The organism is Geodermatophilus sp. SYSU D00696 (assembly GCF_054050235.1).
The window spans coordinates 148965-168950 of sequence record NZ_JBJGYY010000001.1 but is presented as its reverse complement, the minus strand read 5'-3'; the positions used below and the strand labels follow the sequence as shown (position 1 = coordinate 168950).

20 protein-coding genes are annotated in these 19986 nt (G+C 76.4%); 8 read left to right on the top strand and 12 right to left on the bottom strand.

What is annotated here, in order from left to right; translation table 11 throughout:
- Positions 1 to 44 precede the first annotated feature (44 nt).
- From ACI79O_RS00795 to ACI79O_RS00780, 4 genes are read right to left on the bottom strand one after another with little or no spacing between them, the layout of a single operon-like run.
- The gene (locus ACI79O_RS00795) at positions 45 to 878 is read right to left on the bottom strand and encodes a 5-oxoprolinase subunit C family protein (protein WP_456913113.1); all 834 of its coding nucleotides are present in this window, start codon (positions 876 to 878) and stop codon (positions 45 to 47) included.
- Positions 872 to 1480: a 5-oxoprolinase subunit B family protein gene (locus tag ACI79O_RS00790; protein WP_456886248.1), complete on the bottom strand. Its 609-nt coding sequence runs from the start codon at positions 1478 to 1480 to the stop codon at positions 872 to 874. Before ACI79O_RS00790 ends, ACI79O_RS00795 begins: the two co-directional genes overlap by 7 nt.
- Positions 1480 to 2232 (bottom strand): LamB/YcsF family protein, encoded by a 753-nt coding sequence (locus ACI79O_RS00785; RefSeq protein WP_456913112.1) that lies wholly within the window; start codon positions 2230 to 2232, stop codon positions 1480 to 1482. Before ACI79O_RS00785 ends, ACI79O_RS00790 begins: the two co-directional genes overlap by 1 nt.
- Before the next feature lie 27 nt (positions 2233 to 2259).
- The gene (locus ACI79O_RS00780; RefSeq protein WP_456913111.1) at positions 2260 to 3174 is read right to left on the bottom strand and encodes an EamA family transporter; all 915 of its coding nucleotides are present in this window, start codon (positions 3172 to 3174) and stop codon (positions 2260 to 2262) included.
- Positions 3175 to 3260: 86 nt separating this feature from the next.
- Between ACI79O_RS00780 and ACI79O_RS00775 the strand changes: the two genes are divergently transcribed.
- Entirely contained in the window at positions 3261 to 3767 is a 507-nt protein-coding gene (locus ACI79O_RS00775) for a MarR family winged helix-turn-helix transcriptional regulator (RefSeq protein WP_456913110.1), read from the top strand.
- A 6-nt stretch (positions 3768 to 3773) separates the two neighbouring features.
- Here ACI79O_RS00775 and ACI79O_RS00770 read toward each other — a convergent pair whose 3' ends face one another.
- The 4 genes from ACI79O_RS00770 to ACI79O_RS00755 are packed head-to-tail and all read right to left on the bottom strand — an operon-like array spanning position 3774 to position 7345.
- Positions 3774 to 5267 carry an APC family permease gene (locus tag ACI79O_RS00770; RefSeq protein ID WP_456913109.1) on the bottom strand — a complete coding sequence of 498 codons (1494 nt, stop codon included), beginning with the start codon at positions 5265 to 5267 and terminating at the stop codon, positions 3774 to 3776.
- Between the two features lie 49 nt (positions 5268 to 5316).
- Positions 5317 to 6168, bottom strand: a complete 852-nt coding sequence (gene pdxY / locus ACI79O_RS00765) for a pyridoxal kinase PdxY (RefSeq protein ID WP_456913108.1) — start codon at positions 6166 to 6168, stop codon at positions 5317 to 5319.
- A gap of 33 nt (positions 6169 to 6201) precedes the next feature.
- A complete protein-coding gene (locus ACI79O_RS00760; protein WP_456913107.1) occupies positions 6202 to 6609 on the bottom strand; it encodes a four-helix bundle copper-binding protein in 408 nt (135 codons plus the stop codon).
- Between the two features lie 58 nt (positions 6610 to 6667).
- Positions 6668 to 7345, bottom strand: a complete 678-nt coding sequence (locus tag ACI79O_RS00755; protein WP_456913106.1) for a DsbA family oxidoreductase — start codon at positions 7343 to 7345, stop codon at positions 6668 to 6670.
- Between the two features lie 216 nt (positions 7346 to 7561).
- Between ACI79O_RS00755 and ACI79O_RS00750 the strand changes: the two genes are divergently transcribed.
- The 4 genes from ACI79O_RS00750 to ACI79O_RS00735 are packed head-to-tail and all read left to right on the top strand — an operon-like array spanning position 7562 to position 12069.
- Complete coding sequence (locus ACI79O_RS00750; RefSeq protein WP_456913105.1) at positions 7562 to 10015, top strand: molybdopterin oxidoreductase family protein; 2454 nt, start codon at positions 7562 to 7564, stop codon at positions 10013 to 10015.
- On the top strand, positions 10012 to 10497 hold the full coding sequence (locus ACI79O_RS00745; RefSeq protein ID WP_456913104.1) for a hypothetical protein: 486 nt from the start codon (positions 10012 to 10014) through the stop codon (positions 10495 to 10497). Before ACI79O_RS00750 ends, ACI79O_RS00745 begins: the two co-directional genes overlap by 4 nt.
- The gene (locus ACI79O_RS00740; RefSeq protein ID WP_456913103.1) at positions 10494 to 11135 is read left to right on the top strand and encodes a hypothetical protein; all 642 of its coding nucleotides are present in this window, start codon (positions 10494 to 10496) and stop codon (positions 11133 to 11135) included. The genes ACI79O_RS00745 and ACI79O_RS00740 overlap by 4 nt, the downstream gene beginning before the upstream one ends.
- A gap of 49 nt (positions 11136 to 11184) precedes the next feature.
- The gene (locus tag ACI79O_RS00735; RefSeq protein ID WP_456885916.1) at positions 11185 to 12069 is read left to right on the top strand and encodes a potassium channel family protein; all 885 of its coding nucleotides are present in this window, start codon (positions 11185 to 11187) and stop codon (positions 12067 to 12069) included.
- A gap of 18 nt (positions 12070 to 12087) precedes the next feature.
- On the opposite strand, the gene ACI79O_RS00730 is transcribed toward ACI79O_RS00735, so the two are convergent.
- Entirely contained in the window at positions 12088 to 13302 is a 1215-nt protein-coding gene (locus ACI79O_RS00730; protein WP_456913102.1) for a zinc-dependent alcohol dehydrogenase, read from the bottom strand.
- Positions 13303 to 13424: 122 nt separating this feature from the next.
- Here ACI79O_RS00730 and ACI79O_RS00725 point away from each other — a divergent pair, with 122 nt between their 5' ends.
- From ACI79O_RS00725 to ACI79O_RS00715, 3 genes are all read left to right on the top strand, one after another.
- Entirely contained in the window at positions 13425 to 14375 is a 951-nt protein-coding gene (locus tag ACI79O_RS00725) for a Gfo/Idh/MocA family protein (protein ID WP_456885913.1), read from the top strand.
- The gene (locus ACI79O_RS00720; protein ID WP_456885912.1) at positions 14372 to 15457 is read left to right on the top strand and encodes a zinc-dependent alcohol dehydrogenase; all 1086 of its coding nucleotides are present in this window, start codon (positions 14372 to 14374) and stop codon (positions 15455 to 15457) included. The genes ACI79O_RS00725 and ACI79O_RS00720 overlap by 4 nt, the downstream gene beginning before the upstream one ends.
- Positions 15458 to 15602: 145 nt before the next feature.
- A complete protein-coding gene (locus ACI79O_RS00715; protein ID WP_456913101.1) occupies positions 15603 to 16004 on the top strand; it encodes a hypothetical protein in 402 nt (133 codons plus the stop codon).
- Here the strand turns inward: ACI79O_RS00715 and ACI79O_RS00710 are convergent.
- The 3 genes from ACI79O_RS00710 to ACI79O_RS00700 form a co-directional block, all read right to left on the bottom strand.
- Complete coding sequence (locus tag ACI79O_RS00710) at positions 16001 to 16801, bottom strand: hypothetical protein (protein ID WP_456913100.1); 801 nt, start codon at positions 16799 to 16801, stop codon at positions 16001 to 16003. The two genes, ACI79O_RS00715 and ACI79O_RS00710, sit on opposite strands and share 4 nt — an antisense overlap.
- 107 nt (positions 16802 to 16908) lie before the next feature.
- Positions 16909 to 18696: a glycosyltransferase gene (locus ACI79O_RS00705; RefSeq protein WP_456913099.1), complete on the bottom strand. Its 1788-nt coding sequence runs from the start codon at positions 18694 to 18696 to the stop codon at positions 16909 to 16911.
- On the bottom strand, positions 18693 to 19955 hold the full coding sequence (locus ACI79O_RS00700) for a glycosyltransferase (protein WP_456913098.1): 1263 nt from the start codon (positions 19953 to 19955) through the stop codon (positions 18693 to 18695). Before ACI79O_RS00700 ends, ACI79O_RS00705 begins: the two co-directional genes overlap by 4 nt.
- Positions 19956 to 19986: the final 31 nt, after the last annotated feature.

The window sequence follows — 19986 nt, the reverse complement described above, 5'->3', positions numbered from 1 at the left end:
GACGTGCCCGGACCCAGCCGGGCACGTCCGCGGACGTGCACGGGTCAGCGGCGCAGCCGGAGGGTCTGCCCGGGCCGCAGCTGCGCGCAGCGGTCGACGTCGTCGTCGGCGACGTAGCCGGCCACCGGGTAGCCGCCGGTGACCGGCGCGTCGGCGAGGAAGAGCACCGGCGTGCCCGCCGGCGGCACCTGCAGCGCGCCGCGGACCAGCCCCTCGCTGGGCAGCTCGCCGGGCACCCGGCGCGCCAGCGGGGGGCCGTCCAGCCGCAGGCCGATGCGGTTGCTCTCGGCGGTGACCGTCCACGCCGCGGTGCCCAGGGTGGCCAGCGCATCCTCGGTGAACCAGTCGCCGCGGGGGCCGGGCAGCAGCCGCACGGTCACCTCCCCGCCGGGCGGGTCGGGCACCGGCGCGACGTCGACCCCGGGCGGCGGGCCGGTGGGCTCCCCGACCGGCAGGCGGTCCCCGGCGCGCAGGGGTGCCGGTCCCAGGCCGGACAGCAGGTCGGTGGACCGCGAGCCGAGCACCGGCTCGACGGCGATCCCGCCGCGGACGGCGAGGTAGGTCCGCAGCCCGGTGGCCGGCGCGCCCAGCGTCAGCGTCCTCCCGGCGCGCAGCAGGGCCGGCGCGTCGTGCGCCGGGGACCCCGGGCAGCGGGCGCCGGTGGTGGCGACCAGCAGGTCGGCGTCGGCCCGCAGTGCCAGCCCGCCGAGCGTGGCCTCGAGGACGGCGGCCCCTGCGTCGTTGCCCACCAGCCGGTTGGCCAGCGCGGCCGCCGCCCGGTCGGCCGCGCCCGACCGGCCCACCCCGATGCCGGCCAGCCCCGGGCGCCCGCGGTCCTGCACCGTGGTGAGCGGCCCGGGGGCGAGGACGGTCAGCACGGCACGAACCGCACCCGCACGCCGGGCCGCAGCAGCGCGGCCGGGTCGCGGGCCAGGTCGAACACGGCGACGTCGGTGCGCCCGACCAGCTGCCACCCGCCCGGCGACTCGCGCGGGTAGACGCCGGTGAACCCGCCGGCCAGCGCCACCGACCCGGCCGGCACCCGGGTGCGCGGGGACGCGCGGCGCGGCAGGTCCCAGCCGCCGTCGGCCGGCGTCAGGTAGCCGAAGCCCGGTGCGAAGCCGGAGAAGGCGACGGTCCAGTCGGTGCCGGTGTGCCGCCGCACCACCTCGCCGGGGTCCACGCCCAGGTGCGCGGCGACGTCGCCGAGGTCCGCGCCGTCGTAGACGACCGGGAGTTCCACCAGCTCGCCGGCGGGTCCGCGCCCCGGCCGGGGACGGGTCCGCCGCACCGCCGCCTCGACGGCCTCGGGCGTGGTGACCGCGGGGTCGGTGACCACCAGCACCGTGCGCGCGGCCGGGACCAGGTCGACGACGCCGGCCGGGCGGTCCTCCTCCAGCGCCGCGTACAGGCCGAGCACCTCGTCGAGGCCGTCCAGCTCCACCAGCAGCGCGGTGGAGCCGCTGGGCAGCACCCGCATCACGGCGCGAAGGGGGCGAGCTCGACCCCGGCCCCGGCCAGCGCCGCCCGCACGCGGCGGGCGACCTCGACGGCGCCGGGGGTGTCGCCGTGCACGCAGATCGACTGCGGGGCCAGCCGCAGCGGGCCGCCCTCGACGTCGGTGATCGGTTCCCCGGTGGCCATGGCCACGCAGCGGCGGGCGATCTCGCCGGGGTCGTGCAGCACCGCCCCGAGCAGTCGCCGCGACACCAGCGTGCCCTCGGGCGTGTAGGCGCGGTCGGCGAACGCCTCGGCCACCACGGTCAGCCCGGCGTCGGCGGCCAGCCGCAGCCACGCCGACCCGGGCAGGCCCAGCACCGGCAGCGTCCGGTCGTACTCGACGACGGCGCGCACCACGGCCGCGGCCTGCTCCTCGTGGGCGACGATCGCGTTGTACAACGCGCCGTGCGGCTTGACGTAGCGGACCCGGGTGCCGGCCACCCGGGCGAAGGCCTCGAGCGCGCCCACCTGGTAGAGCACGTCCTGGGTGAGCGCGTCGGGCTCGACGTCGACGAACCTTCGGCCGAACCCGGCGAGGTCGCGGTAGCCGACCTGGGCGCCGATCGCGACGCCGATCGCCGCGGCCCGGTCGCACACCCGGCGCAGGATCACCGGGTCGCCGGCGTGGAAGCCGCAGGCGACGTTGGCGCTGGTGACCACGTCGAGCAGGGCGTCGTCGTCGCCGAGGGTCCACCGCCCGAAGCCCTCGCCGAGGTCGGAGTTGAGGTCCACGCCGGGGAGTCTGCTCGGGTGCGGCCGTCAGCCGCCGCGCTGGGCGAGGAGGACGCTGCCCAGCGCCAGGACCACACCGGCCAGCTGCAGCGGCCCGAGCGACTGCCCGAGCAGCACCCAGCCGACGGCCGCGGCCACGACCGGGGAGAGCAGGCCGAGGAAGCTCACCCGGTCGGCGGGCAGCAGGCCGATCCCGCGCAGCCACAGCACGTAGGCCAGCGCGGTGTTGACCACGGCCAGGTACAGGAAGCCGCCCACCTGGCCGGCGCTGACGGTCGCCGGCAGTCCCTCGACGGCGAGGGCCAGCGGCAGCAGCAGCGCCCCGCCGGCGGCCAGCTGCCAGCCGGTGAAGGCCAGCACCGGGACCGGCCGGCCCCACCGCTTGGTCAGCACCACCCCGGTCCCCATGCAGACGGTGGCCACCAGCCCGGCGACGACGCCGAGGGGGTCGAGCCTCGCTGCGTCGGTGAGCACGACGAGCGCGACCCCGGCCACGCCGGCCGCGCCGAGGGCGAACGTGCGGGCCCGCAGCGGCCGGCCCAGCAGCGGCAGGGCCAGCAGCGCCACCACGAGGGGCTGCACGGCGCCGAGCACCGCGGCCACCCCGCCGGGCAGGCGGTAGGCGGCGACGAACAGCAGCGCGAAGAACGCGCCGATGTTGAGCGTGCCCAGCACCGCCGCCTTCCACCACCAGGCGCCGCGGGGGAGCACGCGGCCGGCCGCGACGAGCAGCAGGCCGGCGGGCAGCGCCCGCACGGTCGCGGCGAGCAGCGGCCGGTCGGGCGGCAGCCACTCGGTGGTGACGACGTAGGTGGTCCCCCAGGTGACCGGCGCGACCGCGGTGAGCGCGGTCAGCGCCCAGACCGCGCGGACGCGGCGACGGGCCGGCGCGGCGGCGGCGACGGGGGGAGCGGCCGGTGGTGCGGAGACGGTGGTGACCACGACCAACTCCCTCGCTCCAATGAATCTCGATGCCAAGATACTCAGGACCGAGTATCCGTCAAGCGAGTGGGTGGCAGGATCGAGAGGTGACCGATCGGGACGGCGTCGACGAGATCGTGGCGCAGTGGGCGCGGGAGCGACCCGAGCTCGACACCACGGCGATGGCCGTGTTCGGCCGCGTCTACCGCACCGCCCGGCTGGTGGGGGACGCCCAGGAGCGCTGCTACGCGCGGTTCGGCATCACCCGGGCGGACTTCGACGTCCTGGCGACGCTGCGCCGGGCCGGCGGCCCCGAGGGACTCTCGCCCGGCCGGCTGACCGGGGCGCTCATGCTCAGCAGCGGCGGGATGACCAGCCGGCTGGACCGGCTGGAGAAGGCCGGCCACCTGGTGCGCACCCCGGACCCGGCCGACCGGCGGGCGCTGCTCGTGCGGCTCACCGACTCCGGCCGGGCGCTGGTCGACGAGGCGGTCGGCGCCGGGCTGGCCGAGCAGCAGCGCCTGCTGGAGGGGATGTCACCGGCCGCGGTGCGGCGGCTCGACGACCTGCTGCGCGAGCTGCTCGCCTCCGTCGAGGAGCGCGCCGGCGACTGACCCGACTCAGCGCACCCGCGACTGCACCCGCGCCTCCCGGCGGACGCGGGAGTGCCGGTAGCCGTACACGGCGTAGACCAGCCCGCCGAGCGCGAGCCAGGCCAGGAAGCGCAGCCACGTCTCGATGCTCAGCATGAACATCAGGTAGAGGCAGGCCGCCGCGGCCACCAGCGGCAGCGCGGGGGCCAGCGGCACGCGGAACGGGCGCTCGAGCTCGGGCCGGGTGCGCCGCAGCACCACCACCGCGAGCGACACCAGCAGGAACGCGAACAGGGTGCCGATGCTCACCAGGTCGGCCAGCGTGCCCAGCGGCACGAACGTGGCCAGCACCAGCACGAGCGCGGCGAACAGCAGCGTGATCCGCGCGGGGACGCCGGTGCGCGGGCTGACCCGGGCGACCGCCGGGGGCAGCAGGCCGTCGCGGCCCATGGCGAAGCCGATCCGGCCGATGGTGATCAGGTCGACCAGGATCACCGAGGTCAGGCCGGCGACCGCCGCGATCGCCACCAGGGACGCCGCCCAGCCCAGCCCGACCTGGTCGAAGGCGTCGGCGATCGGGGCGCCCTCGTCGATGCTGCCGTACTCGACCATCCCGACCAGGACGAACGCGACGCCGACGTAGAGCGCGGTGGCCAGCCCCAGCGTGCCCAGCAGGCCCAGCGGCACGTCGCGGGCCGGTCGCCGGGTCTCCTCGGAGAGGTTGGCCACCGCCTCGAAGCCGGTGTAGGCGAAGAACACCACCGCGGCGGCGGTGAGCACCCCGCCCATGCCGAAGGCGACCGGCTCCAGCCCGGCGACGACCTCGAGGAGCGGGCGGGACAGCCCGCTGCCGCCCTCGGCCGGCTCCGCGGGCGGGACGAAGGGCGTGAGGTTGTCCCCGCGGACGAACCACATGCCGGCCAGGGCGACGAACACGCACACGGCGACCTTGACCACCACCAGCGCGCCGGTGACCCGGGCCGACTCCCGGATGCCGAGCACCGCCACGGCGGTGAGCAGCAGGACGATCCCGGCCGCGCCCACGTTCACCGTCGAGGTCTCGCCGAACATCGACGGCGGCAGGTCGAGCAGGTTGCCCACGTAGCCCGACCAGCCGCGCGCGACGACGGCCGCGCCGAGCGCGAACTCCAGGAACAGGTCCCAGCCGATGATCCACGCCACCACCTCGCCGGCGGTCGCGTAGGCGTAGGTGTAGGCGCTGCCCGCCGTCGGCACCGACGACGCGAGCTCGGCGTAGCAGAGAGCGGCGAGCAGCGCGACCAGCCCGGCGATCGCGAAGGACACCACCACCGCCGGTCCCGCGTTGTTCTTCGCCGTCACGCCGGTCAGCGTGAAGATGCCGGTCCCGATGACGATCCCGATGCCGAAGCCGACCAGGTGACGGGCCGACAGCCGCTTGCGCAGCCGCCCGTGCCCCGCCCCGGCGTGCGTCCCGCCGTCGCCCGCGTCCGCGCGGACGGCCTCCACCGACTTCGTCCGGAACAGTTCCACCCGGACCATGCTGCGCGCCGGGGGCCGCCCCTGCTGACCGGGGCAGGAGGGCGCTTCGTCACACCTCGTCGACGGGGAAGCTCCGCGAGGGGGAGACGAACTCGTCCTGCGCCGCGACCAGCAGGATCTCCCGCGACCCGGCCTCCTCGGTGCGGCGCAGCAGGCCCCACACGCTGGCCGCGGCCCGCGACAGCGCCTCGCCGGCCGAGCGGGTGCCGAGCCAGTGCGCGAGGAACAGTGCGGCGATCGCGTCGCCGGCGCCGTTGACCGACACCGACAGGCGCGGGGTGCGCACGCGGAAGTGCCGGCCGCCCTCGGAGGCGAGCAGGTCGACGGCGTCGTCGGGGGTGTCCTCGGCGACCAGCGAGGTGGTCATGACCACCCGCGGCCCCAGCTCCTGCACCGCGGCGACGGCGTCCTTCACCGAGGCCAGCGACCGCGTCGTCATCTGGGAGAGCAGGTCGAGCTCGTAGTGGTTGGGCGTCACCAGGTCGGCGGCGGGGACGGCGACCTCGCGCATGAGCTCCTCGATGCCCGGCCGGACGAACACGCCCCGCCCGACGTCGCCGATCACCGGGTCGCAGCAGTAGACGGCGTCGGGGTTGGCCGCCCGCACCCGCCCCACGGTGCCGACGACGGCGTGGCCGATGTCGGCCGAGCCCAGGTAACCCGACAGGACGGCGTCGGCGGTGCCGAGCACGCCGCGGTCGGCGATCCCGTCGACGACCTCCTCGACGGCCTGCCCGTCGAAGACCCGCCCGGTCCAGGCCCCGTAGCCGGTGTGGTTGGAGAACTGGACGGTGTGCACCGGCCACACCTCGACGCCGAGGCGCTGCAGCGGGAAGACGGCCGAGGAGTTGCCCACGTGCCCGTAGGCGACGTGCGACTGGATCGAGAGGACGTTGACCATGGGGGCACAGGCTGCCATGCGCCCCCGCCCGGGTCAGCCCAGCGTGGCGACCAGGTCGCAGCAGGCCTGCTCGCAGCGCCGGCAGGCCTCGGCGCAGATCCGGCAGTGCTCGTGCACCTCCGCGTGGGCGGCGCACTCGTCGCCGCACGCCCGGCACGCCGCGGCGCAGGCCTCGAGCACCGCCCGGGTCAGGTCGGCGTCGTAGCCGGTGTGCCGGGACAGCACCCGGCCGGTGGCCTCGCAGACGTCGGCGCAGTCGAGGTCGGTGCGGATGCACGTCCGGAGGTCGGCGACCATCTCCTCGGACAGGCAGGCGTCGGCGCAGGCGGTGCAGGCCTGGGCGCACTCGACGCAGGCCTCGATGCAGGCGACGAGCCGCTCGCGGTCGATGCCGCCGAGGTCGGCGGGGTGGGCGGCGAGCATCCGGTCGGCGAGGGTCACGTCGGTCTCCGTTCGGTCGGTCGGACCGGGACGGCGGGTGCCGTCCCGGCGTACCCGGTCAGGAGGCGGCGTCGGCGGCGCGCCGCACGAGGTCCGCGTAGACGCCGGGGTCGTCGGTGTCGACCACCGGGTACCCGGCGTCGGCCCAGTGCAGCCCGATGCCCGGGTTGTGCACGTCGGAGCCGTCGGCCAGGAAGAAGTGCGGGCTGCCCTGGACCTCGTCGGCGTGCGCCCGGTAGTCGGCCATCATGGCGCCGCGGGCCCGCCCGTCCTCCAGCGCCGCGGCCACCGCGTCGGCGTCCACCCGGTCGCAGCCGCGGGCCACGCCGACCACCTCGTGGAGCATGCTGATGCACCGGCTGTCGCGGAAGAACGCCAGCCGCAGCGCCATGTCCAGTTGCTCGGCGGCCGCGGCGGACTGCTCCTCGGCCGCGTGCACGGCCTCGTCGGCCGGCAGCGCGGTCACCGGCCAGTCCGACGGCTCGCCCTGCCAGGGCGCGATGCCGAGGTCGGGCTCGAGCGGGCCGACGACGGGGATCTCCGCCTGCAGCATCCGCATGGGGATGGCGAAGGAGTTGACGTCCTCGAGCAGGTACAGCCGGTGGTCGACGCGCACGCGGTCGTCGAGGCCCAGCCGGGACCGCGCGGCGTAGAAGCGCTGCAGTGCGACGGTGGACCAGGCGCAGACGACGTCGGTGTAGACGACGACGGTGCCCGGGGCGACGTCGACGGTCACGGGTGCTCCTCTCCGCCGGCGCGGTCAGCGCTCGGTGCCCGGCCGGCTGCGCCGGGTCCCGGGACTCCCGTGCCCGTGGTGACGCGACGGGATCGCGGTACCCCGCCGGGCGCCGTCCGAACGCCGGGCCGTTTCGCGGGGCAACCGTCGGGTGATCACCCCAGGAGGACAGCGGCCGAGCAGGAGCCGGGGACCGACCCGACGAGGGGACCAGGCATGCCACGCACCGACCGGATCGCCGAGCCGTGGGGGACCCGCACGCCGTACGGGCCGGGGCAGACGTGGCCGGTGCGGGTCGACCAGCACCTGGCCGACGGGGTGACCGAGGACGACGTCGACCGCTGGGTGCAGGCGGCGTCGATCCTGCACTCGAATGGGGACGCCATGGACATCGCGGTCAAGGACGGTGCGATCGTCGGCGTCCGCGGCCGGGCCGTCGACCGGGTCAACCGCGGCCGGCTGGACCCCAAGGACCTCTTCGGCTGGCAGGCCAACACCTCCCGAGAGCGGCTCACCCGGCCGCTGGTCCGCAGGGACGGCCGGCTGGTGGAGACCGACTGGGACACCGCCATGGACCTCGTCGTCCGGCGGACCCGGGAGCTGCTCGACGAGCGGGGCCCCGGCAGCATCGGCTTCTACAACACCGGGCAGCTCTTCCTCGAGGACTACTACACGCTCGGGCTCATCGCGCACGGCGGCATCGGGACGATCCACGTCGACGGCAACACCCGGCTGTGCACCGCGACGGCGGCCGCGGCGCTCAAGGAGTCCTTCGCCTGCGACGGCCAGCCCGGCTCCTATGCCGACATCGACTCCGCCGACGTGATCGTCCTGTACGGGCACAACATGGCCGAGACGCAGGTCGTCACCTGGACCCGGGTCCTCGACCGGCTGGCCGGCCCGAACCCGCCCCAGGTGGTCTGCGTCGACCCCCGCACGACCCCGGTGGCGCGGGCGGCGGCCGTCCACCTGGCCCCGCGCCCGGGGACCAACGTCGCCCTCATGAACGGGCTGCTGCACGAGATCGTGACCAACGGCTGGATCGACCGGGACTACCTCGACGCCCACGTGGTCGGCTTTGACGAGCTGGCCGAGCGCGTCGCCGAGTACCCGCCCGACGTCGTCGCCGGGATCTGCGACGTCCCCGCCGACCGGATCCGCGAGGCCGCCCGGGTCATCGGGACCGCCGAGCGGCTGTTGTCCACGGTGCTGCAGGGCTTCTACCAGTCCCACCAGGCCACCGCGGCCGCCGTGCAGGTCAACAACGTGCACCTGGTCCGCGGCATGCTCGGCCGGCCGGGCTGCGGCATCCTGCAGATGAACGGCCAGCCCACGGCGGAGAACACCCGCGAGGCCGGGGCCGACGGCGACCTGCCCGCGTTCCGCAACTGGTCCAACGACGCCCACATCGAGGAACTGGCCCGCATCTGGAACGTCGACCCGGCCCACATCCCGCACTACGCGCCGCCGACGCACGTCATGCAGCAGCTGCGGTACCTCGAAGAGGGCTCGATCCGGATGTTCTGGGTCATCTGCACCAACCCGGCGGTGTCCCTGCCGGAGCTGGCCCGCATCCGGTCGATCCTGTCCCAGGACCGGCTGTTCCTCGTGGTGCAGGACATCTTCCTCACCGAGACCGCGCAGCTGGCCGACGTCGTCCTGCCCGCGGCCACCTGGGGGGAGAAGACCGGCACCTTCACCAACGCCGACCGCACCGTGCACCTGACGGAGAAGGCGGTCGACCCGCCCGGTGAGGCCCGGCCGGACATGGACGTCCTCATCGACTTCGCCCACCGGCTCGGGCTGCAGGACAGGGACGGTGCCCCGCTGGTGAAGTGGTCCGACCCCGAGGGCGCCTTCGAGGCGTGGAAGGAGTGCAGCCGGGGACGGCCGTGTGACTACACCGGCATCACCTACGACAAGCTGCGCGGCGGCAGCGGCATCCAGTGGCCGTGCACCGACGAGGCCCCCGACGGCACCGAGCGGCTCTACACCGGCGGGCGGTTCTACAGCGATCCCGAGTACTGCGAGAGCTACGGCCGGGACCTGCTCACCGGGGCCCCGCTCGACCCCGACCAGTACCGGTCGATGAACCCCTCGGGCAAGGCGGTGGTCAAGGCGGCGGAGTACGTCCCGCCGCACGAGCCGACCTCGGCCGACTTCCCGTTCGCGCTCATCACCGGCCGCACCCTCTACCAGTTCCACACCCGCACGAAGACCGGCCGGGCGCCGCAGCTGCAGGCCGCGGCCCCCGAGGTGTGGGTGGAGATGTCGGTGGGCGACGCCGGCCGGCTGCGCGCCCGGGAGGGCGACCTGCTCGAGATCGCCACGGCGCGCGGACGGGTGCGGGCCCGGTTGCGGATCAGCGGCATCCGCGACGGCGTCGTCTTCCTGCCCTTCCACTACGGCTACTGGGACGTCCCGGGACGCGGACGCCGGCGCCGGGCCGCCAACGAGCTCACGCTCACCGACTGGGACGCCGCCTCCAAGCAGCCGATCTTCAAGACCGCGGCCGCCCGGGTGCGCAGGGTCCGCTGGTCGCGGCGCGGGCGGTCCTCGGCACCCACCACCACCGGCTCGGCCCCGGCGCGCGGCTCCCTCCCGCCGACCCGGGGCGGGCGGGCCGCCGAGGTCCAGGAGACCCTGGCGGACGAGGGAGGCCGGCGGTGAACCTCGGCCTGGCACTCGAGGAGCTGCACCGCTCGGAGAACTCCCTGGCGCACCAGCTGCTGGCCGTCGCCGAGCGGCACAAGGTCGACCACGAGGTGTTCCACCTCGGCCGCGACCTGGCCCGCTGGTCGCAGGACCACGTGCGACGGCTGGCCCCCTTCGGGGCCCGGTACGGCGTGGAGCTCGACCCCGAGCCCGCCGGTGAGCCGCGGCTGGTCGCGCGGCTCTACGAGGCGGTCAGCGACAGGTTCGGCCGGCGTTCGGCACCCGCGCTGCTCCTGCTGCGCGACCTGCGCAGCCTCCACATCCACGCGGTGGGCGTCTCGGTCGACTGGGAGATGGTGGCGCAGGCGGCACAGGGGCTCGAGGACACCGACCTGCTCGGGCTCGCGCAGCGCTGCCACCCGCAGACCCTCCGCCAGGCCACGTGGGCCAACAGCCGGATCAAGGAGTCCGCGACGCAGATCCTGGTGACGGGATGACCCGGCCCGGGACCCACGTCGTCCTCCGGCCGGTCGCGACGCCGCTGCCCCTGGGCTTCCTCGCCCTGGCACTGGCGACCACCGTGTTCGCCGCCGTCCAGCTCGGCTGGATCCCGCCGACCGAGGGACGGGTCGCCGCTCTCACCGCGCTCGTCGCCACGGTCCCGCTGCAGCTGCTCGCCTCGGTCGTCGGGTTCACCGCCCGCGACCCGGTCGCCGCCACCGGGATGGGTGTGCTCGCCGGCACGTGGGCCGTCGTCGGCCTGACCACGTGGACGTCACCGCCGGGCGCGACCAGCGCCGGCCTGGGTGTCCTCCTGCTGGCGGCCGGCGTCGCCATGGAGGTCTCCGCCCTCTCCGCGACGGCGAAGCTGGTGCCGGCCGCGGTGATGGGACTGGCCGGGATCCGGTTCGCCGTCACCGGCGGGTACCACCTCACCGGCTCGCCGGCCTGGCAGACGGCCGCCGGCTGGGTGGGGCTCGCGCTCGGCGTCCTGGCGGTCTACGCGGCGCTGGCCCTCGAGCTCGAGGGGTCCCACGGCCGCACCGTGCTGCCGCTGGGGCGCCGGGGTCCCGGGCGGGCCGCCGTCGAGCCGTCGGGCGTGGCCGGCGAGCCGGGCGTCCGCCCGCAGCTGTGAGGTCGGCGGCGCGCCGCGGTGGCGGCTCCCGGCTGGCAGGGTGGCCCGGGTGGGCGAGGTCCTCGGCTGGTCGGTCACCGCGGTGGGGGCGCTCCTCGTCCTCGTCGCCCTGCGCGACATCTTCCACACGATCTGGCACCCGAGCGGCCGGGGCTGGCTGAGCCGGCGGCTGCTGCGGGGCGTCTGGTGGGCCGGGCGCGGGCGGGTCGGACCGGTGACCGGGCCGCTGGCGATGACCGCGGTCATCCTGACCTGGCTGCTGCTCATCGCCGGCGGCTGGGCGCTGGTCTACTGGCCGCACCTGCCGGACGGGTTCGCCTTCGCCACCGGGCTCGACCCCTCGGCGCGGGCCGGGCTGCTCGACGCGCTGTACCTCTCGGCGGTCACCCTGACCACCCTGGGGTTCGGCGACATCTCCCCGGAGGCCGCCTGGCTGCGCCTGGTCGTGCCCGTCGAGGCGCTCGTCGGCCTCACCCTCGTCACCGCCGCGGTGTCGTGGGTCCTGCAGGTCTACCCGGCGCTGAGCCGGCGGCGTGCGCTCGCGATCCGCCTGACGCTGCTGCAGCGGTCGGGCGCCGGGGACCGCGTGGCCGCTGGGGACTCGGCGCTGGCGCCGGCCCTCCTGGCGCAGGTGGCGGCCGACGTGGTGCAGCAGCGCGTCGACCTCTTCCAGCACCCGGAGACGCACTGGTTCACCGAGAGCCGCCCCGATGCCGCGCTCGCGCCGGCCCTGGACGTCGCGCTGGACCTGGCCGCGGCCGCCATGGCCGCAGCGGACCCCGACACCCGGTTCGCCGGCCGGCTGCTCGAGGCCGCCGTGCACGACTTCCTCGTGGTCGTCGACGACGAGTTCCTGCACACCCGGGCCTCCCCGCGGGACGTGCTGGACCGCTACGCCGACGCCCGCGGTGTCCGGCGGCTGCCGGCCGGCTGACCGGTCGGGGCGGGTCCCTCAGCTGCTCGGGTCCAGCGCGACCTTGGTCCAGCCGCTCTCCCGGCGGTCGAAGGTCTCGTACGCCTCGAGCACCGACGGCATGTCGCCGACCTGGGTGAGCACCGTCGTCGGGTCGATGGCGCCGGTGCGGACGAGGGTGAGCAGCTCGGGGACGTAGCGCCGGTGGTTGCAGTTGCCCATCTTCACGGTCAGGTTCTTGTTCATGGCCGCGCCGGTCGGGAAGCTGGTCATGTCCGGCGGGAAGACGCCGATGACCCCGATGCTCCCGGCCTTGGCCACGCACTCGACCGCCCACTGCAGCGACTGGCTCGGCGCGTCACCGGCCACCCAGGTGTCGCCCTGCGCGTTCCGCTCCGGAGCCACCTGATGCCGCTCCTGCTCGAACTGCTCGGCCTGCTCCTGCGCCGCCTCGGCGGCCGGGCCGCTCTTCGGCCGCTGCGCGTCGACGCCGACCGCCTCGACGACGCGGTCCACGCCGACGCCGCCGGTGAGCTCCTGGACGACGGCGACCGGGTCCTCGGCGTTGAAGTCGACGACCTCCGCCCCGCGGGCCCGGGCCTGGTCCAGCCGGCTCGCCACGCCGTCGACGACCAGCACCCGCCCGGCGCCCTGCTGGAAGGCGCTGGTGACGGCGAACTGACCGACCGGGCCGGCGCCGAGGACGAGCACGGTGTCGCCCTTGCCCACCTCGGCCAGCCGGGCGCCGAACCAGGCGGTGGGGTAGATGTCGGACAGCAGGATGGCGGCGTCGTCGCCCACCTCGTCGGGCAGCCACACCGGACCGGCGTTGGCGAAGGGCACGCGGGCGTACTGGGCCTGCAACCCGTCGACCGGGCCGGTGGTCTGCGGCCCGCCGAAGAAGCAGGTGCCCGCCGCCGGGCCGTTGGGGTTGGCGTTGTCGCACTGCGCGTAGTAGCCGGCGCGGCAGTACGAGCAGTACCCGCAGGCGATGGTGGAGGGGATGACCACCCGGTCGCCGGGGCGCAGGTTGCGCACGCCCGGACCGGTCTCGCGGACCACGCCGACGGCCTCGTGGCCGAGCACGGTGCCCTCGACCATGCCGGTCATCGTGCCGCGCACGAAGTGCAGGTCGGTGCCGCAGATCGCGCTGGCGGTGATCTCGACGATGGCGTCGGTCGGGTCCTGGATGGTCGGGTCGGGGACGTCGTCGAGCCGGATGTCGCCGACGCCGTGCCACACCACTGCTTTCATGCCGGATCTCCCTGGGAAGCGGGACGGGGCCGCTGCTCGACCCGGCGGCGGCCTACCCGGTGGGTGCGACCCGAACCGGTACCGGGCGGTTGCGCAGCCCCGACCGGGGGCAGGACGCGCCGGTGAGCACGCGCATCGGAGTGGTGGGGGCCGGGTTCATCGCCGGCCGGCACGTGGAGTCCCTGACCGCGCTGGACGGCGTCACCGTCGCCGGGGTCGCCGACCCGCAGGCCGACCGCGCGGGGCGGCTGGCCGAGCGGGCCGGCGCGACGGCGTACCGGTCGTGGGAGGACCTGCTCGACGCCGAGGCGCTCGACGCGCTCTACGTGTGCGTCCCGCCCGCCCAGCACGGTGCCGTGGAGGACGCCGCGATCGACGCCGGCCTGCCGCTGTTCGTCGAGAAGCCGCCGGCCGCCGACCTGGCCACCGCCGAGCGGCTGGCCGCGCGCATCGAGGCCGCCGGGCTGCTGACCGCGGTCGGCTACCACTGGCGCTACCTCGACACCCTGGAACGGGCCCGCGGACTGCTCGCCGACCGGCCGCCCCGGCTGCTGCTGGGCGCCTGGCTGGACAAGGCGCCGAACGTGCCCTGGTGGGCGCGGCAGGACCAGTCCGGCGGGCAGACCGTCGAGCAGGCGACCCACCTGCTCGACGTCGGCCGGGTGCTGGCCGGCGAGGTGGAGTCCGGCTGGGCCACCGGCGGGCGCTCGCCGGACGGGCCCGGCGACATCCTGGACGTCTGCACCGCGTCCCTGCGCTACGCGGGCGGCGCGGTCGGCACGTTCTCCAACAGCTGCCTGGCCCCGCGCGGCTACCGGATCGGCGTGCAGGTGGTGGCCCCCGGCCTCGGCCTGGAGCTCACCGAGCACGACCTGCGCATCACCGACGCCGACGGCGAGCGGACCGTGGTGCGCGCGGCCGACCCGATCACCGTCGAGGACGCGGCGTTCGTCGCCGCCGTGCGCGGGGAGGGCGACGACGTCCGCGCGCCCTACGCCGAGGCGCTGCGCACCCACCGGCTCGCGGTGGCCGTGGCGCGGGCGGCGGCCGACGGCGGGACGGTGGCGCTGTGAGGGCGGTGCGGACCATCGGCGTCGTCCGGCCCGGCGAGCCGGCGCTGCTCGACGACACCGAGCCCGAGCCCGCGGCCGGCCAGGCGTGGGTGACCACGGAGTACAGCGGGATCAGCGCCGGCACCGAGGTCGCGCTGGTCCGCGGCACCGATCCGCACCACGTCGTGCACTGGGACCCCGACCTGCGCTCCTTCTCCGCAGGCGAGCCGGTCGTCGGCTATCCGGTGCACACGCTGGGCTACATGGAGGTCGGCGTGGTCACCGAGAGCCGCACCCCCGACCTCGCCGAGGGCACCCGGGTGGCGATGGCGTACGGGCACCGCACCGGCCGCTGCGCCGACCCGGCGACGATGCACGTGATCCCCGTCCCCGACGACCTCGACCCGCTGCTCGGCGTCTACCTCGCGCAGATGGGGCCGATCTGCGTCAACGGCCTGCTGCACGCCACCGCGCAGTTCACCGGCCCCGGCGGCGCGATCGGCGACGGCGTCCGCGACCGGCACGTGCTGGTCACCGGCGCCGGTGTCATCGGACTGCTGTCAGCGCTGCTCGCACAGCATCACGGCGCCGCCGACGTCGTCGTCGCGGAGGACTCGCCCGGCCGCCGCGCCGTGGCCGGGGCACTGGGGCTGGACACCGTGGACGGCGACGCCTGGCGCGAGGTCAAGCAGCGCTGGCGGCACGCGCCGGGGGACGCCGGCGCCGACCTGGTGCTGCAGTGCCGCGGCCACGACGCGGCGCTCGCCACCGGGCTCAAGGCGCTGCGGCCGCAGGGCGTCGTGGTCGACCTCGGCTTCTACCAGGCCGGCGCCGAGCAGGTGCGGCTCGGCGAGGAGTTCCACCACAACGGCCTGGCGGTGGTGTGCGCCCAGATCAGCCGGGTGCCGCGCGGGATGGCCACCGCCTGGCCGCGGCGGGCCCTGGCCGACGTCGTCCTGGACCTGCTGCGCGAGCGCGGTGACGACGTCCGCCGGCACCTGGTCACCGACGTGCTGCCCTTCGACGACGGCCCCCGGCTGCTGGCCGACCTCGCCGGGCGGCGGCTGCCCGCGCCGCCGCTGCAGGCCGTGCTGCGGTTCTGACGGCGCCCGCTCCGCACGGCCCGGCGCGTCGCGCGGTGCGCCGCGGAGACCGACTTGTCCCGGAACCGGGACGGCGGGATCCTGCGGTCATCGCCGCGGCCGCCGGGTCGCCGGGCTGCGCGGCGCGGTCCAGGGGAGGGCCGCCATGGAGTGGGCAGTCGTCAGCGTCGTCGGCTTCCTGGTGCTGACCGGGCTGGTCACCGCCATGGCACGGAGCAACACCGCCCGGTGGGAACGCGACCACCGCGCGGCACAGACCGCCGCGCGGGCGCAGGCGGCGCGGGGACGCAGCGTCTGGTCGGCCGCGCTGGGCCGCCGGCACGCCGAGCCGCGGGAGCACCCGCGCCGGGCGCACCTGCACCTGCCGCACGTGCACCTGCCGGCCGGGCTGGTGGCCCGGCTCCCGCACCCGCACGTGCCGCACCCCCACCTGCCCCCGCACCTCCGCCTGCCGCACCTGCACCTGCCGCGGCGGGTGGGGACCCGCCGGCCGCCGGAGTCCCCGCGGGCCGGCGCCGAGGACGACACGACCGGCGTGCCGTCCTAACCCCCGGCCGGGAACGGCAGCGTGCCGGTGCGGACGTCCCACGGCACCGCGCCGGACCGCTGCGACCACCGCGCGCCCTGCCGGGCCACCCGGCGCGCCGCCTCCTGCCGCGCCTCCGCCTGCCGGGCGTGCGCGGCCCGCGCCTCCGCCAGCCCGGGCGCGGTCACCCCGTCGGCGGTCAGCCGGCACGCGGCCAGGCGCACCCAGCGCACCCGGTCGCCGGCGTCCCGGACCCCCACGAGCAGGCCCCGGTCGTGGCGCCGCAGCGACAGCGCCGCGCCGCGCACCCCGGCCTCGGTGGCCGCGGCGGTGTCGGCGTCGGGGCCGTAGAGCCAGGTGACCGACCGCACCGTGCGACGGACCCGGTCGTCCCGCGCCCGCCAGGCGGTGTCGGTCAACGGCATGAGCTGGACCTCGAGGGCGGCGCCGAGCGCGTCGACGACGACGTGCAGGCCGGCGTGCCCGTCCCGTCCGGACACCGTCTCGACCCGCGGCCGGTGTCCCTGCCCGGTGAGCCACGCGGTCAGCGCGGGCCGGTAGCGGAGGGGGTCGTAGGCGCGGGCCGCCGTCGCGCCGCGCCCGACGAACCGGCACGGCTCCTCGCCGGTGTGCCGGAACACCGGCCGCGCACCGCCGTCGGCCACCACCAGGGACCCGCCGCAGCCGCCGGCCGCGAGCGCGCACCAGAACCCGCCGGCCTGCTCGGCCAGCCGGCCCGCCGACCCGGCGTCCTCCGGCAGCTCGACCGCGGCCGTGCCGCGCGGCCCGTCGGTCACCGCCCACCGCAGCTCGTCCACGTCCCGGACGGTAGGAGCAGGGTCCGACAGTCCCGCCCGTGGAAGGGGCCTTTGTCGCGATAAAGGCACCTCTGGGGAGGTGCCTTCATCGCGATAAAGGCTGATCTTCAGCGGGCGATCGTGCGGAACAGGTCGACCAGCCGGTCGGCGTGCGCGTCGAAGACGTGCCGCTCCCGCGCGGCCAGCGCCGCCCGGTGTCCCGCCCGGGTCGCGACCTCCTCGTGCAGCACCGCGGCGACGTCGTCGGCCGAGCGGTAGAACAGCCCCGTCCCGTCCTCGCGCAGCACCCGCTCCACCGATACCCGCGAGCCCGGGTTGGCCTGCTGCAGCAGCGGCAGGCCCGCGGCCAGGCACACCGGCAGCCGGGCGGGGGAGTTGAGGTCGTCCCAGGTGGCCCGGCGCAGGTCGCCGCCGTTGCGACTGTCGAAGCGGTGCAGCCAGCCGGCGTCGTGCCGCGAGAGCTCGCGCACCCAGTCCTCCGGGCCCACCGCCGGGTGCACGTGCACGAAGCCCGGTGCGCGGGCCAGCGCCTCGTCCAGCCAGCCGGTCCAGGACCCCTTGGGCCCCGGCGCGCGCACCTGGCCGTAGAGGTGGGTGTGCACGCCGCGGTCGGCCAGCGCCAGCACCCACTCCAGGTCCAGCCCGGAGGGCCGGCCGACGACGGCGGCGTGCGGCTGCCCGTCGGCGTCGGAGAGCCTCGGCGAGAGCGGGGCGTCCAGCCAGTCGCGCGTGGGCAGGTCGCCGTCGAGGACGCCCAGGCGGGCGGGGTCGACCCGGCCGGACAGCGCCAGGGCGAACCAGTCGCGCTCCTCCTCGGTGGCCAGCAGCACCGCGTCCGCGCCGCAGACGAGGTCGGCCAGCAGCGGCCACTCGCCGCGGACGACACTGCGCTGCGGCGCCTCCTTGAAGTGCCACACGAACGGCAGGTCGGGGAAGGCCCGCCGCACCGCGTGCGCGAACGGCACCGCCCGCCAGTTCAGCTGCGCCCAGACGACGTCGGGGGCGAGGTCGCGCACGCCCTCGCGCCACGCGTCGCGGTCGAGGTCGGGCACGTGCCCGAACGGCAGCGGCCCGACGGTGGCGTCGCCCAGCGCGTCGGCGGTCCACAGCCCGGTGAGCCGGTGGCCGCGCTCGGCCAGCGCCAGCACCCGCTCGGGGTTGAACGCCAGCTCCCCGACGACGAGCACCGACAGCCCGTCGGGGCGGGCCTCGTACGCCCGTGACCGGAACCGCGCGTACCGGGCGACCTCGTCGACCTCCCCGCCGTCGGTCGAGGCGAACCGCAGCGGCCCGGCCACCCGGTAGCGGGTGCGGAACACGTTGAGGCCGCCGTCGAAGGCCTCCCGGATCGCCCGCGACCGCTGCCCGGGGTGCTGCGTCCACGCGCAGGTGACCCGGCCGGTGCCCGTCGTCGTCCCGCGGGCGGCGACCCGGGTCCACATCAGCCGGTCGAGGTCGTCGGTCTCCAGCTCGGCGCGCTCGGTCCACCGGTCGCCGGTGCGGCGGTGGGCCACCTGCACCAGCTGCGCGTACGGGGTGCCGGCCGGCTCGGCGAGCCCGGCGCGGACCAGCCCCACCGCCGGGTCGGCCAGCCGGTCGAGCGCGGTGCCCAGGTGGTCGGGGAACCACACGTCGTCGGCGGGGAGGTAGGCCACGACCGGCGCGGTGGTGGCGTCCAGCGCCGTGTTCAGGGCCGCGCCCAGGCCGCGGTTGTCCTCGGTGCGCACCAGCCGCAGCCGCGGGTCGGGCGGCACGGCGACCGGCTCCCGCGAGCCGTCGTCGACGACCACCGCCTCCCACGCGGTCTCCTCCTGCGCGAGCAGCGACTCCAGCGCCCGGGGGAGGAAGGCCGCCTGGTCGTGCACCGGCACGAGGACGGCGACCTGCGGTCTCACGCGGCCGGCTCGAGGTCGGCGGCCGCTCCCAGCACCCGGTCGTAGACCTCGGCGACCCGCCCGGCGAGCGCCGGCCAGGCGTAGTCGGCCGCGCGGGCCCGGGCGCCCGCGGCCAGCCGGGACCGCAGCGCCGGCTCGGCGGTCACCCGGTCCAGCGCGGCGGCGAGCGCGTCGACGTCGCCCGGTGACACCAGCAGCCCGGTGACCCCGTGCCGCACCACCTCGGGGATCCCGCCGACGTCGCTGGCCACCACCGGCAGCCCCGCGGCCATCGCCTCGGTGAGCACCGAGCCCATCTCCTCGTAGGCCGAGGGCAGCACCAGCACGTCGACCGAGGACAGCAGCGCCGGCACGCGGGCGTGCTCGACGAAGCCGGCGAGGGTGATCCGGTCGGCCGCGGGGCTCTCCGCGGCCAGCCGCTCGACCAGCGGCCGGTCCGGGCCGTCGCCGACGACGACCAGCGACGCCGTCTCCCGCATCCGGCCGAACGCGCGGACCAGCGTGCCCGGGCTCTTCTGCGGCGCCAGCCGGCCCACGTAGCCGATCCGCGGCCGGGCCACCCCGGGGAAGGCGTCGGCGGGGTGCCCGGCGAACAGCGCCGGGTCGAACCCCGACGGGATGGTCGAGATCCGGTCGGCGGGCACGTCGTCGTCGCGCAGGGCCGCCGCGGTCCGCCCGGTGAGGACGACGACGGCGTCGGCGCGCCGCAGCGTGCTGCGCTCGATCCAGCCGCCCACCGCGCGCAGCAGCCGCACCCTCGGCCCGCGGCCGGTGAGGGTGTGCCCGACGCTGCAGTGCACGGTGACCACCAGCGGGGCCCGGTGCACCCGGGCGGCCAGCCGGGCCAGCGGCAGGGTGGCGAGGTCCTCGCCCTGGTGGGCGTGCACGACGTCGACCGGTGCCCGCCGCCCGGCGCGCAGGACCGTGGACAGCCCGCTCAGCGCCCACAGCTGGCGCAGCTGCGGCACGGGCAGTCCGGTGCGGTGCACCCGTCCGCCGCGGCCCAGCGGGGTGGTGCCCGCCGGGCCGGCCAGCCGCGCGGTGACCACCGTCTGCCGCACGCCCCGGGCGTCCAGGCAGCGGGTCAGCGTCGCCGTGTGGTTCTGCATGCCGCCGATCGGGTCGAAGCGGGCCGACCGGGAGTCGAGCTCGCCGGGGAGCGTCCCGGGATGGACCGGCCCCGGGGCCGCCGGTGGCTCGAAGACGCTGCACAGCCGCAGCACGTGCAGGGGACCGGCGGGGACGGCGGGGCGGGACACGCAGGGGACCTCCGGCTGTCGGGACGGGATG

Excerpts from the sequence above, each read along its gene's own strand:
- ACI79O_RS00790 (WP_456886248.1), bottom strand. The coding sequence starts at position 1,480 with ATGCGGGTGCTGCCCAGCGGCTCCACCGCGCTGCTGGTGGAGCTGGAC.
- ACI79O_RS00770 (WP_456913109.1), bottom strand. The coding sequence starts at position 5,267 with ATGGTCCGGGTGGAACTGTTCCGGACGAAGTCGGTGGAGGCCGTCCGC.
- pdxY (WP_456913108.1), bottom strand. The coding sequence starts at position 6,168 with ATGGTCAACGTCCTCTCGATCCAGTCGCACGTCGCCTACGGGCACGTG.
- ACI79O_RS00750 (WP_456913105.1), top strand. The coding sequence starts at position 7,562 with ATGCCACGCACCGACCGGATCGCCGAGCCGTGGGGGACCCGCACGCCG.
- ACI79O_RS00740 (WP_456913103.1), top strand. The coding sequence starts at position 10,494 with ATGACCCGGCCCGGGACCCACGTCGTCCTCCGGCCGGTCGCGACGCCG.
- ACI79O_RS00730 (WP_456913102.1), bottom strand. The coding sequence starts at position 13,302 with ATGAAAGCAGTGGTGTGGCACGGCGTCGGCGACATCCGGCTCGACGAC.
- ACI79O_RS00715 (WP_456913101.1), top strand. The coding sequence starts at position 15,603 with ATGGAGTGGGCAGTCGTCAGCGTCGTCGGCTTCCTGGTGCTGACCGGG.